This window comes from Achromobacter sp. JCM 18799, from assembly GCF_055395645.1.
Genome location: NZ_AP043866.1, coordinates 1,141,451 through 1,158,161, shown reverse-complemented (window position 1 = coordinate 1,158,161; position 16,711 = coordinate 1,141,451). Strand labels below are relative to the sequence as shown.

Genomic DNA, 16,711 nt, shown 5'->3' with positions numbered 1-16,711 from the left:
GTAATCTCCGGGCTGCATCCGCAGCCGCTAGGCAGATCCCTTATCGCGCCATGACCCCGCGCCCATGACCCAGACTCCCGAACCTTCCTCCGTTCCCGTTCAGCCTACCGACGCGCCCCGTCCGCGTGAACGGCGCCAGCGCGTGCAGGCCGCCGAAACCGGCATGGCGGTGCTGAAGGGGTTGGGCCGGCTGGGCGGCCGCGCCAGCCTGACGCTGCTGGCGGCGCACGTGGACGAAAGCCCCGCCAAGGTGCACCGCTACCTGGTCAGCCTGATGGAAGCAGGGCTGGTGGCGCAGGATGCCGCCACTCAACAGTACTGCCTGGGGCTGGAAGCGATGCTGCTGGGCCTGGCCGCGCTGCGCCAGGCCGATCCCATCCGCCTGGCCGAGCCCAGCCTGGTGCGCCTGCGCGAAGGCCTGGAAGTGACCTGCTTCATCGCGGTCATGGGCAACAAGGGGCCGACCATCGTGCGTTTCGAGGAACCGGGCCTGCCGGTGACGGTCAACGTGCGCATGGGTTCGGTGCTGTCCATGCTCTGGTCCGCCACCGGACGGGTGTTCCTCGCCATGCAGGACGATGCGCGGGTGCGGGCGCTTGCCGAGGCCGAATTGACGCGCGCGCCTGCCGACATGCGGGCGCTGCTGGACGCCGCCGACCCGATTGGCCGCCTGCGCCGCCAGGTGCTGGCCGAGGGCTGCGCCACGGTGCGCGACACTAATTTGAAGGGCATCAGCGCGGTGTCGGCGCCGCTGCTGGACCACAACGGCCGGCCTTGCGCCGCGCTGACCGCGCTGGGCGCGACGGGCGGATTCGACGCCTCGGCGGACGGCCCGATCGCGCAGGCGGTACGGCGCGAAGCCGAAGCGGCTAGCGTGCTGCTGGGTTATCAGGCGACTTAGCGCGGCGGAGTTTCAGCGTTCCGGCTGGCTTCGGGCAGTTGCCTGAGCAGATCTGGCAACGCTGTTTTAACCGTGTCCCACACCACGTCCAGGTTGATGTCGAAGTAGCCGTGGGCGATACGATTGCGCATGCCGCGCATGCCTCGCCAAGGTACTTCGGGGTGCGCCTGTGAGAACTCGGCATGACCCTCCATGATCTTGGTAGCGGCCTCCCCGATAATAATAAGGCTCATGATGACGGCTTGCTGGGTGCGCTTGTCCAGAAGGAAGTCGGCCTTGGTCGTTTCCGCCACGAAGCTGCACGCGTCGCTCGCCGCTTGCTGCATATGATCGAGGTAATCGAGGAGTCTGTTTTCATTCATACGGACTTGGCCTCCGCAAGAACCTTGGCCCGGAATTTCGCAGGCAGGTCTGCGGGCGTCAACAGCTCGACGCGAACGCCAAGCAAGGCCTCCAATTCATCCTGCAGGCCGCCCAGGTCGAATAGCGTTGCGCCGGGCAAGGCATCGACCAGCAAGTCCAGGTCGCTATCCTCTGCGTCGGTGCCATGCAGCACCGAACCGAACACGCGCGGGTTCGCCACCCGATAGCGGCTGGCTGCCTCGCGCACGGCGTTTCGCTTCATGTTGAACACAATGGACGGTCGCATGGGCACCCTCGGTTATCAAACGTCGCTGAGAGGATAGTACTCAGGAATATTGCTTCAAGCTCGATCCTGGAGAATTTCCGCATTCTGATTCGCGCCTGCCGGCAAGCCGCGCAGCCACGCCATTGCCGCCTGCACCACCGGCATGCCGGCCGTGTTGCGGTTGACCACGGCGCCGATGGCGCCGAAGTTGGCGTCCAGCCGCAGCGGCAGCACGGCCACGCTGCCCTGGCGTTCGCAGTAGCGCGCAATCGCCTGGGGCAGGGCCGCCAGGCGGTCGTCCTGGGCCAGCAGGGCGAGGGTGGCCAGCAGCGAATTGGATTGGATGCTGGAATCTGGCGGGCGCGCTCCGGCATGCACGAAAGCCTCGTCCAGGCGCTCGCGCATCATGGTGGCTTCCAGCGGCAGCACCCAGGGCCAGCGCGCCAGTTCGACGGCCTCCAGTGCCTGGCTTGCGGCCAGCGGATGGCCGGGGCGCGCCACCACCAGGATAGGTTCTTCGTGCAGGCGGATCACCTCGCAGTCCGCAGGCAGCAGGCGGCTGCCCAGGCGGCCCAGCACGATGTCCAGCTCGTCGCACGCCAGCTTGTCCATGAGTTCGCCAAGCGCGCCTTCCACCAGTTTGACTTCCAGCCGCGGCGCCAGGCCCAGCAGATGCGCGATCAACTGCGGCGCGAGCCGGGGCGCGGCCGAGGGCAGGGTGCCCAGGCGCAGCAGGCTGGCGCCGCGTTCTTCGGCGGCCCGCAGTTCGGCCGCCACGCGCTGGGCCGCGCCCAGGCTGTGCCGGGCGTGGCGGATCATAACCATTCCGGCATTTGTCGGCAGGGTGCCCTGGGTTCCGCGCTCGAATAGCGCGTAGCCCACCTGTTCCTCCAGCTGCGCCAGCGCCTTGGACGCGGCGGGCTGGGACATGTGCAGGCGCTCGGCCGCGCGCCCCAGGTGGCGTTCGTCGTCGAGCGCGACCAACAGTTCGGCATGACGCCGCTTGAGATGGGCGCCGGTGCGCTCTGACATGGCGATTCATATTCAAATGGTTATGAATCGTTCAGTTTATTTCATTTCACGCCGGCACCGGGCGCTAGGCATACTTGCCGCTCTACGAGAGACAGGCGTTCCCCAGGCTGGGCCGGGAAGGACGCCGGGATGGAGACGATTCATGAAGAAGTTCTGGATGGCCCTGGCCGCGAGCTGGGCCTGTGGCATTGCGGGTGCGGCGGCGGCGGATGCCTACCCGGCGCGGCCCGTGCAGATCGTGGTGCCGTTCTCGCCTGGCGGCGCGGTGGACGTGCTGGCGCGCCAACTGGCGCAGCGCCTGGAGCCTCGCGGCTACACGCTGGTGGTGGAGAACAAGCCGGGCGCGGGCGGCAACATTGCCGCGTCCATGGTGGCGCGCGCCGCGCCCGACGGCTACACGCTGCTGATGGGCACCACCAATACGCACGGCATCAACAGTGCGCTGTATTCCAGCCTGCCGTACGACCCGGTGCGCGATTTCGCGCCGGTCGGCCTGGTGGCGGACAACGTGGTGGTGTTGCTGGCCAATGCCGAGTTTCCGGCATCGACGCTGGCCGATGCCGTCAAACTGATCAAGGCCAATCCCGGCAAGTACACCTATGGCTCGCCCGGCCTGGGCACGGTGCACCAGCTGGCGATGGAACAGTTGAAGCACGCTGCCGGCCTGGACGTGGTGCATGCGCCATACAAGGGCGCCGCGCCCGCGATGGCCGACCTGGTCGCGGGCCACGTGCCGCTGATGATAGGCGGCATCGCACCCGCCATTCCGTTCCTCGCGTCCGGCAAGGTCAAGGTGCTGGGCGTGGCCAATACTGAAAAGTACGCGGCGCTGCCCGATGTGCCGCTGTTCTCGGACGTGGCCGCAGGCGTCGCCGTGCGTTCCTGGATCGGCCTGTTCGCGCCCGCCGGCACGCCGCCCGCGGTGGTGAAGAAGCTGAGCTCGGATTTGGAGGCCGTGCTGACCGACAGCGCGTTCGCGCAGGCCTTGCAGCCCCTGGGCATGGTGCCGATCTACATGACGCCGCAGGCCTTCGGCGACATGATCAAGCGCGACATGCCGGCCTGGCGCTCCGCCGTGGAGATGTCGGGAGCGAAGCAATGACGCCCGCTGCGAAGCCCGTCAACTTCCTGCTGTTCATTACCGACCAGCACCGCGCCGACCATCTGGGGGCCTATGGCAACCGCGTGGTCCGCACGCCCAACCTGGACCGCCTGGCCGCGTCCGGATGGCGCGCCGACAACATGCACGTGGCCACGCCCATCTGCATGCCGAACCGCGCCAGCCTGATGACCGGCCGCTATCCGTCCGCGCACGGCGCGCGCCACAACGGCATCGCGCTGTCGCTGCGCAGCCGCACCTTCGTCGAAGCCATGCGCGAGGCCGGCTACGGCACCGCGCTGGTCGGCAAGGTCCACTTGCAGAACATGACCGACATTCCGCCTTCCTGGCCGGTGCGCGCTGAAGACAGATTGCCGCGCGAGGCGGTCGAACCGGACGCCGGCCGCTACGACCAGGAGCAGCGCAAGCTGTGGCTGGAACGCGCCGACCACGAGCTGAGCTATCCCTATTATGGTTTCGAGCGCGTGGACCTGGTCGACGATCACAGCGACGACGTGCATGGCCACTACCGGCGCTGGCTGCGCCGCGAGCATCCGGAGATCGAGGCGCTGATCGGCCCCGCGCATGCCATCCCCGCGCCGGAATACGAGCTGACGCGCATCCGCCAGGCTTGGCGCACGCGCGTGCCCGAAGAACTCTATCCCACGGCCTACATCGCCGACCGCGGCATCGAAGCGCTGCGCGGCTATGCGGCATCCGGGCAGCCGTTCTTCCTGCAATGCTCGTTTCCGGATCCGCACCATCCCTTCACGCCGCCAGGGCGGTTCTGGGATCTGCACAAGCCCGAGGACATGGAGCTGCCCGCGTCGTTCCACGGCCAGGGCACGCCGCCGCCGCACGTGGCCTGGCTGCGCGCGCAGCGCGACGCCGGTACGGCGGTCAAGCATACGCCCGCGATCTTTTCGTGCAACGAGCGCGAGGCGCGCGAAGCGCTGGCGCTGAACTATGGGTCGATCGCCAACATCGACAACCAGATCGGCCGGGTACTGGCCGAACTCGATGCGCAGGGGCTGGCCGACAACACCGTGGTGATCTTCACCAGCGACCATGGCGACTACCTGGGCGACCATCAGCTGATGCTGAAGGGGCCGATCCACTACCGCGGCCTGACCCGCGTGCCTTTCATCTGGCGAGACCCGGCTGCGGCGCGGACGGCGGGCGCGGCCAGCGATGCCTTGCTCAGCACCATCGACGTCGCACCCACGGTGCTGGCGCGCGCCGGCGTGCAGCCCTACAACGGCATTCAGGGGCGCGACATGGCCGGCCTCATCGGCGGACGCGAGGCCGGCGTGCGCGACGCGCTGATGATCGAGGAAGAAGGGCAGCGCGTGATACTCGGCTTCAACAGCCGCATCCGCTGCCGCACGCTGCTGGCCGACGGCTTTCGCGCTACGGTCTACGATGGCGCGCGCTGGGGTGAGCTCTACGATCTGAACCAGGACCCGCACGAGCTGCGCAACCTGTGGGACGATCCGGCGCACGCCGCCGACCGTGCGCGGCTGCTGGAGCGGCTGGCCTACGGCATGCTGGAACACATCGACACCAGCCCCTATCCCAGCGCGCTGGCGTGACGTGGCGCGGGCAGGCCGCCCGCGCCTGGCTTCAAGCGGCCTTGGCGGCCAGCTTGGTCTTGTAGAGCCAGTCCTTGTAGTCGTCCAGGTCGCCGTCGAAGGGGCTGACCTCGCCGTCGGCCACGATGATGAATTCATCGGTGGTGGCGCGCAGCAGATGGCGGTCGTGCGACACCAGCATCAGCGTGCCTTCGAACTGCGCCAGCGCGGTGGTCAGCGCTTCGCGGGTTTCCAGGTCCAGGTGGTTGGTGGGCTCGTCCAGCAGCAGCAGGTTGGGACGCTGCCAGACGATCAGGGCCAGCGCCAGGCGCGCCTTTTCACCACCGGAGAACGGTGCGATGGAACTGATGGCCATGTTGCCGTTGAAATTGAAGCTGCCCAGAAAGTTGCGCAGCTCCTGCTCGCGCACGGTGGGCGCGATCTTCGTCATGTGCCAAAGCGGCGATTCGTCATGGCGCAGCATCTCCACCTGGTGCTGGGCGAAGTAGCCGATGGACAGCCCCTTGTTGAACTGCGCTTCGCCGGCCAGCGTTGCGAGTTCACCCGCGATGGTCTTGATGAAGGTGGACTTGCCCGCGCCGTTGATGCCCAACAGGCCGATGCGCTGGCCCGCCTGCAGCGAAAAATTGATGCCCGACACGATGATCTTGTCGGACTCGACTTCCGTTTCCTCGTCCGCGATGCGATAGCCGGCGCTGACCGCGTCCATGGTCAAGAGCGGGTTGGGCGCACGCAAGGGCTCGCGGAACTCGAACGAGAACTCGGCCGCCGCGCGCAGCGGCGCGACTTCTTCCATGCGGGCCAGCGCCTTGATGCGGCTCTGCGCCTGGCGCGCCTTGCTGGCCTGGGCCTTGAAGCGGTCGATGAAGGATTGCAGGTGCGAGCGCTGGCGCATCTGCTTTTCCAGCATGCCTTGCGCCAGCTCCAGCTGCGCGGCGCGCTGGCGCTCGAAGGACGAGTAGTTGCCCGAATAGCGCTTGAGCTTGCGTTCGTCGATATGGACGATGACGTTGACCACGCCGTCCAGGAAGTCGCGGTCGTGCGAGATGACGATGAGCGTGCCTGGGTAGCGCTTGAGCCAGTCTTCCAGCCAGATGATGGCGTCCAGGTCCAGGTGGTTGGTGGGCTCGTCCAGCAGCAGCAGGTCGGACGGGCACATCAGCGCCTGCGCCAGGTTCAGGCGCATGCGCCACCCGCCGGAAAAGCTCGTCAGCGGCAGGTGCATCTGCGCCTGCGTGAAGCCCAGGCCGGTCAGCAGCTGTTCGGCGCGCGAATGCACGGTGTAGGCGTCGGCGTCGGCCAGCGCAGCGTAGATGTCGGCCATGCGCAGGCCGTTCTCGGTGCTTTCGGGTTCGGCTTCCAGCTGCGCCAGTTCCGCCTCCAGCTTGCGCAGCGTGACGTCGCCGTCGATGGCGTACTCGATGGCGGGCCGGTCCAGCGCGGGCGTTTCCTGCGCCACATAGGCCATGCGCCAGCTGGCCGGATAGTCCAGGTCGCCCTGGTCCGCGTGCAGCGTGCCGCGCAAGAGACCGAACAGGCTGGACTTGCCGGCGCCATTGGCGCCGATCAGGCCGATCTTGTCGCCGGGGTTGAGCAGCAGGTCGACCTTGTCTAGCAAGGGCTTGACGCCGCGCATGAGTGAAACTTGTTGGAAGCGGATCATGGGTGGTGCAACAGGGGACGCGGCAGGATTCCCGCCGGCCAGGCGCAGAGAAGAAGGTGGGGAAGCAGGGCGCTCGGGCAGCGCGGCAGGCGGACGGAACGGGCGTTCGTTCCGCGTCAAAGGCGGGTATTGTACCGGGCTTGGCGACCCAGGCGCGCGATGCCGCCCGTCAGCGCGAGGCGTACCGGCTGTCCAGCACCCGGCGCAGGCGCACCGCGTCGCCGAAGCGCGAGCCGTTGATGCCCTGCGCGTTGAGCAGCACCATGGCCAGGTTGCGCTTGCCAACCTTGACCGCCATCACCAGGCAATCGCCGGCTTCGCGTGTGGTGCCGGTCTTGGACACAAGGATGTCCCATTGCGGACGGCCCACCAGGATGTTGGTGTTGCGGAAGGTCTGGCCGGCGGCCTGGTAGCTGGTCTCGCCGGTGTATTGCCGCAACAGCGGCTGGGCGGAAATCGCCGCGAGCAACTTGACCAGATCCCTGGCCGAAGACTGGTTTTCGTTGGACAGGCCGCTAGGTTCGGCGAAGCTGGAATCGGTCATGCCCAGCGCGCGGGCCTCGGCGTTCATCGCCGCGACGAAAGCCGCCGTGCCGCCGGTATAGGTGCGTCCCAGCGCCTGCGCGGCGCTGTTTTCGGAAGGGATCAACGCCAGGCGCAGCAGATCGGCGCGGCTCAGTTTGGTGCCGGCCGTCAGGCGCGAGGGCAGCTCGCTGGTGGAGCGGGTGTCGCTGGCGTCGATGGTGATGATGTCGTCCATCGGCAGGCCGGCCTTGACCAGCGTCAGCGCCGCCATGAGCTTGGTGATGGAAGCGATGGGCCGCACGGCGTCCTCGTTGCGCGCGAACAGGACTTCGGACGTGTCCATGTCCTGCACCAGGATCGTGCTGGACTTGAGCTTGCCGATTTCCTTGGCCGGGTCGCGCGTGACCAGCGAGGCGTTGGCGGCCGCGTCCGGGTCCAGCGGGTCGGGCTGCGCGCCCCAGCGCTGCACGGCGATGCGCTTGCCGTAGCCATGCAGGCACATCGGCAGGGAAGGCTGGGAATTGCAGGGATGGAAATTGGCAGCCTGGGCGCGCGCCGGCGCCGGCAAGCCCGCCGCCGTGGCGGCCCACAAAGCCGCCACGCAGAATGAGATCGACATTTGCCGCAAGATCAGCGTCACGAGCGCTCCCCGATACGCCGGCCACGCGCCCGGCAGGGCGTTACCGGCAATATGCATTTGAAAGCCGATATTACTGCGGTTGGCGCCGTTGTCACTGGTGCGCGTCTGCGATGGCCTCGGCCAGCGCCAGCACGCGCTCCGCTTCGCGCGCATGCAGGTTTTCCACCAGCGCGCCGTCGACCACGGCCACGCCCAGGCCCGCGGCCTGCGCGGCGCGCCAGGCGTCCAGGCGCTTGCGCGCGGCGGCGAGTTCTTCTGCCGAGGGCGCAAAGGCGGCGTTGGCCGCCGCGATCTGCTTGGGATGGATGAGCGTCTTGCCATCGAAGCCCTGGTCGCGTCCCTGCCTGCAAGCCGCCGCCAGGCCGGTGTCGTCATGCAGGTCCAGGTGCACGCCGTCCAGCGCCGCCAGGCCGTGGGCCCGCGCCGCCATCACCGCCATCGAGCGTGCCAGCAGGGTTTCTTCGCGAGACGGCGTATGCCGCGCGTGCAGATCCTTCACCAGGTCCGAGGTGCCGACGACGATGGCCGCCAGCCGCGGATGGCCGGAGGCGATGGCGTCCAGCCGCAAAAATCCCAAGGGTGTTTCGGCCATGGCCCACAAGGGCAGGCTGGCTGGCGCGCCCGCCGCGTCCAGCGCTCGCGCGAGCGCGTCGAGCTCGGCGGCGGACTGCACCTTGGGCAGCAGCACCGCGTCCGCGCCCGCCTGGGCAATGGCCCTGACGTCGTCCAGGCCCCATGCCGTGTCCAGCGCGTTGATGCGCACCACGCATTCGCGGCGGCCATAGCCGCCAGCGCGCAGGGCCGCGGCGACTTGCTCGCGGGCTTGCGCCTTGGCATCGGGCGCGACGGCATCCTCCAGGTCGAGGATCAGGACATCGGCGTCCAGGCTGCGCGCCTTGTCCAGCGCGCGCGCGTTGGCGCCAGGCATATAGAGTACGGAACGGCGGGGTCGGATGGCAGGAGTCATGGTTTCAGTTCTTGGCGTTGCCGACGATCTGCACAGGCGTGGTGCAGACATAGCCCACGCCGTACACCGTGCGTATGCCCATGTCGCCTCCGGCCTGCGCGCGCAGCTTGCGCCGCAGGCGGTGCATGTGGGCGTCCAGCCGGTGGGTATCGTAGGCCTCCACGCTGGCGCCCAGCGCCTCGATCAGGCGGCCGCGCGACAGGGGCAGCGGCGCGGCCTGGATCAGCGCGCCGATCAGCCGGCTTTCGGTATCGGTGATGTCCACGCTGACCTGCTGCGGCGACAGCAGCGTGCGCCGGGACGGATCGAAGCGCCAGGCATCGGATTCCGGAGCGTCGGCGTCGCCCGCCGGCACCACCCGCAGGCGGCGCGACAGCGACACCAGCGTGGCGCCAAGCTCGGCCAGGTTGACAGGTTTGGTCAGGTAGTGGTCGGCGCCCAGGCTCAGGCCCGAGACCTTGTCTTCGCTCAAGAGGCGGCCGGTGAGCATGATGATGCCCATCGACGGGAAGGATGTCCGCAGGTGCGAGACGCGGGTCAGCGCGTCCCCGTCGGGCAGCATGGCGTCCAGCACGAGGATGCCTGGCGTCACGGTGAGCAACAGTTGGTCCAGCTCCGCGAGCGAGCCGGCGGTGAGGATGCTGCGGTCCAGGCCCAGATCCTCGATGTATTCAGCGATGGTGTCGCGCCAGTCTCCGTGGTCGTCGACGATGATGATGGTCACGGCGATTCCGGCGTCAGCGGTTGCGCGCAGGGAGCTTCGAATGCAAACACGCTGTCCGCTCCTTGTATGTGGGTCTTCTTGTATAGGGGGAGTCCGCTGGCGCGATATTTTTCGTATCGCGCGCTTGCGGAGAATATCATCATCGCCCCTGCGGCGCCGCGTCAAGAATCAAGGATGGCAGCCGGGCGCCGGCCAATTTTCAGCTGGTCAAAAAATGAGCAGCCCGTTGCGCATCGGCCGAACGGCCATCAGCCAGGGGTTCGAGGCTTTTTTATCCACAGAAATTGTGGATAAGGCCGGCCCTGTGGATACTGTGCTTTTTATGTAGACAGGTGTTCGACGGCAACGCCCGGCGGCACCTTGCGCATGCGGTCGCGCTCGATGCGCGGCGGGGCGAAGCGGGTCTTGCGGGCAGCGGCGTTCTGCAGCAGCACGGACAGCACCGCGCCCTTGTCCTGTATCCACTCATTTTTGCCGCGCAGCAATTTCATCGCGTTCTCGGCGGTGCCAAGGCGATAGGTCATGGAGTTGATCTGGACCGAGGTCTTGCCATTGAAAACGGCCGCATCCTGTTCGGTGATTGCCGCGGCGTCCAGATTGCTGCTGTCGTGATCGATGCGGTAGACGAACTTCAAGCCGCTGTGCGGATCCTGCACCACCACGAGCTTGTCGGACCCCGATATGTCGGACAGCATGCCGATCACCAGCGACTCGACCAGCTGGTTGCCGCGCTGTTCCTCGGTGTAGATGTATATCGTGTGACGCGCTGGCGCGGCGTAGGTCTGTTGCATAACTGGCTTCAATAGTGCGGGGCAGGCCTGGCGGCCCGGACAAGCTGCGAAAAGAGCGGGCGATGCGCGCTATCCGGCGCGGCGCATGCGCATCAGCAAGCGCGCTTTGACGGCTGGCCAGTCCTCGTCGAGGATCGCGAAGTAGACCATGTCGCGCGCGCGCCCCGATTGCGCGATCAGGTGCTTGCGGAACACGCCTTCCTCCACGCCGCCGATCCGCAGGATGGCCTGGCGCGATTGCATATTGCTCAGTTCAGTCTTGAATACGATGCGTATGATACCAATTGTTTCAAAGGCGTGCTGCAACAGCAAGAACTTGGCCTCGGTATTGGCGCCGGAACGCTGGCTTGCAGGCGTGAGCCAGGTGCCGCCGATCTCCAGGCGCTTGTGCGCCAGCGCGATGTCCATATAGCGCGTTGCGCCGATGACCTGGCCGTTGTCCTGTCGCACGATGACAAATGGCAGGCAGTTGCCATCGCGCTGGCCGGCCAGCGCGCGGTCGACATAGCGCTGCATATCGTCCAGCGTCTGCACGGGTTCGGGTTGCAGGCGCCACAGTTCGGGGTGCAGGCCCACCTGCGCGAGCGGCTCGGCATGGCTGGCGGTGAGCGGTTCAAGGCGCACGACCTCGCCAGCGAGCGTGACGGGTTGCAGGCGGGGGCTGGTCATGACGTATTCCTTGATCGGAGCGTGGGCGCGGAGGGCAGGGCGTGCAGCAGGGGATTCTACGCGCGCGCGCCCTTGCCGAATACCGCACGCAAGCGCAGAATGCGCCGCATGAAAACAGACGCCTTGGTCCTGGGTGCGGGCATCGTCGGGGTGAGCACCGCCCTGCATCTGGCGGCGCGCGGCCGTTCAGTGGTGCTGCTGGACCGGCGCGGCCCTGGCGAGGAAACCAGCTACGGCAACGCGGGCCTGATCGAACGGGCCAGCGTGATTCCCTATGCCTTCCCGCGCGACTGGCGCAGCCTGTGGCGCTACGCCAGGAACAATACGCCGGACGTCAGCTACCACACGCGCTTTCTGCCGCGCATCGCGCCATGGCTGCTGCGCTACTGGTGGCATTCGGCGCCGTCGCGGCTGGCGCGCGCGACCCAGGCCATGCTGCCGCTGATCGAGCGCTGCGTCGCGGAGCACGACGCGCTCAAGGACGAGGCCGGCATCTCGCGCCTGTTCCGGCGCAGCGGCTGGATCGATGGCGTGCGCAGCGAGGCCGGCCTGGCCCGGGCCGCGGCCGAGGCCCAGGCGCTCGCGCCGTACGGGCTGAACTACCGCGTATTGGACCGCCAGGCGCTGGCGGCGCTGGAACCTTCGCTGTCGCGCATGGCCGGTGCGGTGCATTGGCTGGATCCGGTCAACGTTTCGGACCCGGGCGCCGTCACGCGCGGCTACGCGGCCTTGTTCGAACGGCGCGGCGGCGTGCTCGCGCGCGGCGACGCGCGCAGCCTCAAGCCATCTGGCCAGGGTTGGCAGGTGCAGGGAGAACAAGGGCTGATCGAGGCCCGCGATGTGGTGGTTGCGCTAGGCCCGTGGTCGCCGGACATCCTGCGCCCGCTGGGCTATCGCATTCCCATGGCGGTCAAGCGCGGCTATCACCAGCATTACGCATTGGAAGAGGGGGCGACCTTGTCGCATCCGGTGGCGGACATCGAAAGCGGTTTCGTCGTGACGCCCATGACCCTGGGCGTGCGCCTGACCACGGGCGCCGAGTTCGCGGCGCGCGATGCGCCGCCTTCACCGATCCAGATCGAGCGCACGCGGGCGTTGGCGCGGCAGCTGCTGCCGCTGGGCGAGGCCGTGGAGCGCGAACCGTGGATGGGTTGCCGGCCCTGCATGCCGGACATGCGGCCGGTCATCGGACCAGCGCCGCGCCATCCCGGCCTGTGGCTGGCGTTCGGCCATGCGCATCATGGCTTTACGCTAGGTCCGGTGACGGGCAAGCTGCTGGCCTGCATGATCACGGGCCAGGCGCCGGACATGGATCCGGCGCCTTACCGCGTCGGCCGCTGAGGCCGTACGCGGCAAGAGACGCGAGAAGCGCGGTTCTCAGGCCGGTTTTGCGGCCTTTTCGCGGCGCTGGCGCACGGCCAGGGCCAGCGTTTCCAGCACCGGCGCGGTCTGCGACCAGCCCAGGCAGGCGTCCGTGATGGACACGCCGCGGCGCAGCGGCAGGCCGGGCTTCAGGTCCTGGCGGCCTTCTTCGAGATGGCTTTCGATCATCACGCCGGTGATGCGGCCGTCGCCCTGGGAGATCTGGGCGGCGATATCGTTGGCCACCTCGACCTGGCGCAGATGCGACTTGTTGGAATTGGCGTGCGAGCAGTCGATCATGACCTGTTCGCGCTGGCCGGCGGCGCGCAGGGCGGCGCAGCAGGCGTCGACGCTGGCCGCGTCGTAGTTCGGGCCTTGCTTGCCGCCGCGCAGGATGACGTGGGTGTCCTGGTTGCCGCGGGTTTCGAAGATGGCGGCCATGCCCATCTTGGTCATGCCCATGAACGCGTGCTTGGCGCTGGCGGCGACCATGGCGTCCGCGGCGATCTGCACGCCGCCGTCGGTGCCGTTCTTGAAGCCCAGCGGGCAGCTCAGGCCGGAACTCAGCTGGCGGTGGCTGGGGCTTTCGGTGGTGCGCGCGCCGATGGCGCCCCACGCGATCAGGTCGGCAATGTACTGCGGGCTGAGCAGGTCCAGGAATTCGGTGGCGATCGGCAAGCCCAGGCCGCTGATGTCCAGCAGCAGTTCGCGCGCGCGGCGCAGGCCTTCGTTGATGCGGAAGCTGCCGTCCAGGCGCGGATCGTTGATGTAGCCCTTCCAGCCCACGGTGGTGCGCGGCTTCTCGAAGTACACGCGCATGACGATGAGCAGGTCTTTCTGGTGCTGTTCGGCGGCGGTGCGCAGCAGGCGCGCGTATTCCATGGCCTGGCCATGGTCGTGGATGGAACAGGGGCCCACCACCAGCACCAGGCGGTCGTCGCGGCCGTGCAGGACGTCGGCGATCTGGACGCGGCTTTGCTCGACCAGAGTCTGGATCTCGGCCGAAACCGGCAGTTCGTCCTGCAGCAGGGCGGGCGAAATCAAGGGGCGCACCGCGCTGATGCGGGTATCGTCGGTGCGCGTGTTGTCCTGGGTGGAGTCGGCCGCGCCGACCTCGCGGTCGTGCAGGGGGTCGTCAATGCGGGTCAAGGGTAGCTCCGTGCCGTAGATGCGGGAAGAAAGACATCTATTATGGCACCGGCCGCGCCGCGGGGCGACGGAAGGCTGCCTCCGTCTGGCTGATGCCGCGAATACTACGACTATCGGCGATGGGGCTGCATTAACCCGTTAGCGATAACGACAGCGCGCGCGCGGATGCCTTAGCATGGGGGACACAGTTTTCCAGCGGCCGCCTGCGGGGGCCCGCCCTATATGAGTAGGACGGTAGACCATGCCTAAAACGGAACCCGGCGGAACCCGACGGATACTCCTCGTCGAAGACCACCCGGTCGAACGCGCCTATCTGCAGAACGTACTGCTGGCGCTGGGTTTCCGCCGGGTCGCCGGCCTGGGCAGCAGCATAGAAGCGGTCAGCGCGCTGACGCGCCAGTTCTACGACGTGGTTATCAGCGACATCGTCACGGGCGAGGGCGACGGCACGCGGCTGCCCAACGAACTGCGGCGCCTGGTGGACGCCGGACGGCTCAAGAGCATGCCGCCCATCATCTGGATCAGCAGCCTCAGCGATGAACTGTTGCAGTCGCACGTGCGGCTGGCCCTGCAGGCCGGCTGTCCCTCCGCGCAGGCCTTGTCCAAGCCGGTGTCCCGCAGCGCCATGCAGCAGGCCATCAAGACGGCGTTGCGCAGCATCGACGAAGACGATGCCGCCTCGACCCGGCCGCGCTCGCTGCGGCGCGACGTCATCGAGGCGGCGTTGGGCCATGCGCTGATCACGGGGCAGGGCATGAGCGTGGTGCTGCAGCCGCAGATGAGCCTGTCGACGGGCCGCGTGCTGGCCGCCGAGGCGCTGTCGCGCTGGGATCACCCCGAACTGGGCGCGATTCCGGCGGCGGACTTCGTGCCTGCCGCGCACCGGCTGGGGCTGGACCGGACCTTGTTCTGCTTGGTGACCGACAAGGTGCTGGAGCTGCAGCAGCGCATGCATGCCGAGGACATCGCCGTGCCCATCGCGATCAACGCCTCGGCCTCCACGCTGTGTTCGCGCGACCTGCCGGGCCTGCTGGAGCAGCGCGTTGCGCAGGCCGGCCTGCCGGCCCGGTTGATCAAGGTCGAACTGACCGAGGATGAGCCGGTAACCGATTGGCTGGCCTTGTCCTCGGCGCTGAACCTGCTGCGCGTGCGCGGCTTTGAATTGGCAATGGATGACTTCGGCGCGGGCATCGCCTCCATGCGCCTGTTCTCGGCCATGCCCTTCACCGAACTGAAGATCGACCGCGACTTCATCGTCCATATGCATCGCGAGCCCGCGTCGCGCGCGGTGGTCGCCGCCGCCATCGAGATGGGCCGCGTGCTGGGCCGGCGCGTGGTCGCCGAAGGCGTGGAGCACGAGCGCGACGTGGAGTTGCTGCGCGAATTGGGCTGCGACGTGGCGCAAGGCTACGGCATTTCCGTGCCGCTGGAACCCGACGCCTTCGTCGAATTCTGCCGCAGCCATTGAGTCATCCGCCCGGCGCGATGGGGTATCCTGGCGCAGGCCGGGTCCGTCCGGACCCTCCCGACTTTCGGCGGACTTGACCCCGATCAAGACTGCGCCCGCGCATGGAAAATTGGCCCCACGGGTGGATTTACCATGGCTTCATGCGGGCTGCGCACGGTGGCGCGGTCCCCTCGATGGAGCGATGAACCGATGCGACGCATACTGGCCGCCGTACTGCTGATTTCCCTGCTGGCCTGGGCCGGCGCCTATTGGGCGCAACCTCCGGCCGAACTCAACGTCTGGACCGCGCGCGATCAGCTCATCCTGCTGACAGGCCTGGGCGCCTACGCGCTCATGGCCTTGATCATGCTGCTGGCGGTGCGTCCCATGTGGCTGGAAACGCGCATAGGCGGGCTGGACAAGATGTACCGGCTGCACAAGTGGAGCGGCATCCTGGCCGCCGTGCTGGCGGCGGCGCATTACCTGATCAAATTGGGCAAACCGCTGCTGCTGGCGCTGTTCGATCCCGTGCCCAAGACGCCGCGCGCGGCCGCCTTGCTGGACATGTTCCGCGGATCCGCCAAGGACATCGGCGAATGGGCCGTGTGGATCCTGGCGGCGATGGTGTTGCTCACGCTGTGGCGGCGCTTTCCGTACCACATCTGGCGCCAGGTCCACCGCATCGCCGCGGTGATCTTCCTGGTGGTCGCCTTCCATGGCGTGGTGCTGACGCCGGCCGCCTGGTGGTGGCAGCCCGCCGGCTGGCTGGTGGCGCTGTGCACCGCGGTGGGGACGGTTTGCGCCGTCATGGCGCTGACCGGCAATATCGGACGCGGCCGCCGCTACCGGGGGCAGGTGCTGGCCATCGATCATCTTTCCGACGACATCCTGGCGCTCACCTGTAGGGTGGAGGGCAACTGGCACCATCGCGCCGGGCAGTTCGCGTTCCTGACGGCGGACCGGCGCGAGGGCGCGCATCCCTTTACGGTGTCCGGCGCGGACGACGGCACCGGCCGGGTGCAGTTCTCCATCAAGGCGCTCGGCGACTACACGCGGCGTCTGCAGCGCAGCCTGCAAGTGGGGCAGGACGTCATCATCGAAGGCCCTTATGGCTGCTTCGACTTCCAGCGCGGCGATGGGCGGCCGCAGATCTGGGTGGCTGCGGGCATCGGCGTCACGCCGTTCATTTCATGGATGGAATCCCTGCAGACGGACCCGGACACCGCGCCGGTCGCGACCCTGTACTACTGCGCCCGCAATGCCGGCGACGCGCCGTTCGCGGACCATCTGAAAGCGCTATGCGCGCGCGTGCCGAACGTGACGCTGCAGGTGCGCTACAGCGATACCCAGCGGCCGCTGACGGCCGCCGAGCTGGCCGCGGACCACAAGCCGGGCGCGCGATGGCCCAGCGTGTGGTTCTGCGGCCCGACGGGATTCGCCGATGCCTTGAAGGACGGCTTGCACCGGCGCGGCATGCCGGTGAGCGAACTGTTTCACCAGGAGGCGTTCCAGATGCGCTGAG

At 67.7% G+C, this 16,711-nt stretch carries 16 protein-coding genes; 6 read left to right on the top strand and 10 right to left on the bottom strand.

All coding sequences use genetic code 11. From position 1 onward, the window contains the following. Window positions 1-64 precede the first annotated feature (64 nt). Window positions 65-901, top strand: a complete 837-nt coding sequence (locus ACZ5YA_RS05540) for an IclR family transcriptional regulator (RefSeq protein ID WP_306632622.1) — start codon at window positions 65-67, stop codon at window positions 899-901. Here the strand turns inward: ACZ5YA_RS05540 and ACZ5YA_RS05535 are convergent. From ACZ5YA_RS05535 to ACZ5YA_RS05525, 3 genes are read right to left on the bottom strand one after another with little or no spacing between them, the layout of a single operon-like run. Next, on the bottom strand, window positions 898-1,263 hold the full coding sequence (locus ACZ5YA_RS05535) for a HepT-like ribonuclease domain-containing protein (protein ID WP_464092174.1): 366 nt from the start codon (window positions 1,261-1,263) through the stop codon (window positions 898-900). The two genes, ACZ5YA_RS05540 and ACZ5YA_RS05535, sit on opposite strands and share 4 nt — an antisense overlap. Next, the gene (locus ACZ5YA_RS05530; protein WP_464092173.1) at window positions 1,260-1,550 is read right to left on the bottom strand and encodes a nucleotidyltransferase family protein; all 291 of its coding nucleotides are present in this window, start codon (window positions 1,548-1,550) and stop codon (window positions 1,260-1,262) included. Before ACZ5YA_RS05530 ends, ACZ5YA_RS05535 begins: the two co-directional genes overlap by 4 nt. A 54-nt stretch (window positions 1,551-1,604) precedes the next feature. Continuing rightward, window positions 1,605-2,561 (bottom strand): LysR substrate-binding domain-containing protein, encoded by a 957-nt coding sequence (locus ACZ5YA_RS05525; protein WP_464092172.1) that lies wholly within the window; start codon window positions 2,559-2,561, stop codon window positions 1,605-1,607. A gap of 142 nt (window positions 2,562-2,703) precedes the next feature. Here ACZ5YA_RS05525 and ACZ5YA_RS05520 point away from each other — a divergent pair, with 142 nt between their 5' ends. Both ACZ5YA_RS05520 and ACZ5YA_RS05515 read left to right on the top strand, forming a co-directional pair. Continuing rightward, window positions 2,704-3,663, top strand: coding sequence for a Bug family tripartite tricarboxylate transporter substrate binding protein (locus tag ACZ5YA_RS05520; protein ID WP_280016167.1), 960 nt, complete (start codon window positions 2,704-2,706; stop codon window positions 3,661-3,663). Next, window positions 3,660-5,252: a sulfatase family protein gene (locus ACZ5YA_RS05515; protein WP_464092171.1), complete on the top strand. Its 1,593-nt coding sequence runs from the start codon at window positions 3,660-3,662 to the stop codon at window positions 5,250-5,252. Before ACZ5YA_RS05520 ends, ACZ5YA_RS05515 begins: the two co-directional genes overlap by 4 nt. Before the next feature lie 31 nt (window positions 5,253-5,283). Here ACZ5YA_RS05515 and ACZ5YA_RS05510 read toward each other — a convergent pair whose 3' ends face one another. From ACZ5YA_RS05510 to ACZ5YA_RS05485, 6 genes are all read right to left on the bottom strand, one after another. Then, window positions 5,284-6,915 (bottom strand): ATP-binding cassette domain-containing protein, encoded by a 1,632-nt coding sequence (locus ACZ5YA_RS05510; RefSeq protein WP_464092170.1) that lies wholly within the window; start codon window positions 6,913-6,915, stop codon window positions 5,284-5,286. A gap of 169 nt (window positions 6,916-7,084) precedes the next feature. Beyond that, window positions 7,085-8,080, bottom strand: coding sequence for a serine hydrolase (locus ACZ5YA_RS05505; protein ID WP_118932451.1), 996 nt, complete (start codon window positions 8,078-8,080; stop codon window positions 7,085-7,087). 91 nt (window positions 8,081-8,171) lie between these two features. Next, window positions 8,172-9,047, bottom strand: a complete 876-nt coding sequence (locus ACZ5YA_RS05500; RefSeq protein WP_118932450.1) for an HpcH/HpaI aldolase/citrate lyase family protein — start codon at window positions 9,045-9,047, stop codon at window positions 8,172-8,174. Window positions 9,048-9,051: 4 nt separating this feature from the next. Continuing rightward, the gene (locus tag ACZ5YA_RS05495) at window positions 9,052-9,771 is read right to left on the bottom strand and encodes a response regulator transcription factor (RefSeq protein WP_251880033.1); all 720 of its coding nucleotides are present in this window, start codon (window positions 9,769-9,771) and stop codon (window positions 9,052-9,054) included. A gap of 320 nt (window positions 9,772-10,091) precedes the next feature. After that, on the bottom strand, window positions 10,092-10,562 hold the full coding sequence (locus ACZ5YA_RS05490) for a hypothetical protein (RefSeq protein WP_059375963.1): 471 nt from the start codon (window positions 10,560-10,562) through the stop codon (window positions 10,092-10,094). A 69-nt stretch (window positions 10,563-10,631) separates the two neighbouring features. Then, window positions 10,632-11,231: a GNAT family N-acetyltransferase gene (locus ACZ5YA_RS05485; protein WP_306632631.1), complete on the bottom strand. Its 600-nt coding sequence runs from the start codon at window positions 11,229-11,231 to the stop codon at window positions 10,632-10,634. A 108-nt stretch (window positions 11,232-11,339) separates the two neighbouring features. On the opposite strand from ACZ5YA_RS05485, the gene ACZ5YA_RS05480 reads away from it, so the two are divergent. Further along, window positions 11,340-12,572 (top strand): NAD(P)/FAD-dependent oxidoreductase, encoded by a 1,233-nt coding sequence (locus ACZ5YA_RS05480; RefSeq protein WP_464092169.1) that lies wholly within the window; start codon window positions 11,340-11,342, stop codon window positions 12,570-12,572. A 36-nt stretch (window positions 12,573-12,608) separates the two neighbouring features. Here the strand turns inward: ACZ5YA_RS05480 and ACZ5YA_RS05475 are convergent, their stop codons facing one another. Continuing rightward, window positions 12,609-13,742 (bottom strand): 3-deoxy-7-phosphoheptulonate synthase, encoded by a 1,134-nt coding sequence (locus ACZ5YA_RS05475; protein WP_419343407.1) that lies wholly within the window; start codon window positions 13,740-13,742, stop codon window positions 12,609-12,611. A 241-nt stretch (window positions 13,743-13,983) separates the two neighbouring features. Here ACZ5YA_RS05475 and ACZ5YA_RS05470 point away from each other — a divergent pair, with 241 nt between their 5' ends. Both ACZ5YA_RS05470 and ACZ5YA_RS05465 read left to right on the top strand, forming a co-directional pair. Further along, on the top strand, window positions 13,984-15,210 hold the full coding sequence (locus tag ACZ5YA_RS05470; protein WP_059375971.1) for an EAL domain-containing response regulator: 1,227 nt from the start codon (window positions 13,984-13,986) through the stop codon (window positions 15,208-15,210). Window positions 15,211-15,399: 189 nt separating this feature from the next. After that, the gene (locus ACZ5YA_RS05465; protein WP_118932448.1) at window positions 15,400-16,710 is read left to right on the top strand and encodes a ferredoxin reductase family protein; all 1,311 of its coding nucleotides are present in this window, start codon (window positions 15,400-15,402) and stop codon (window positions 16,708-16,710) included. Window position 16,711: the final 1 nt, after the last annotated feature.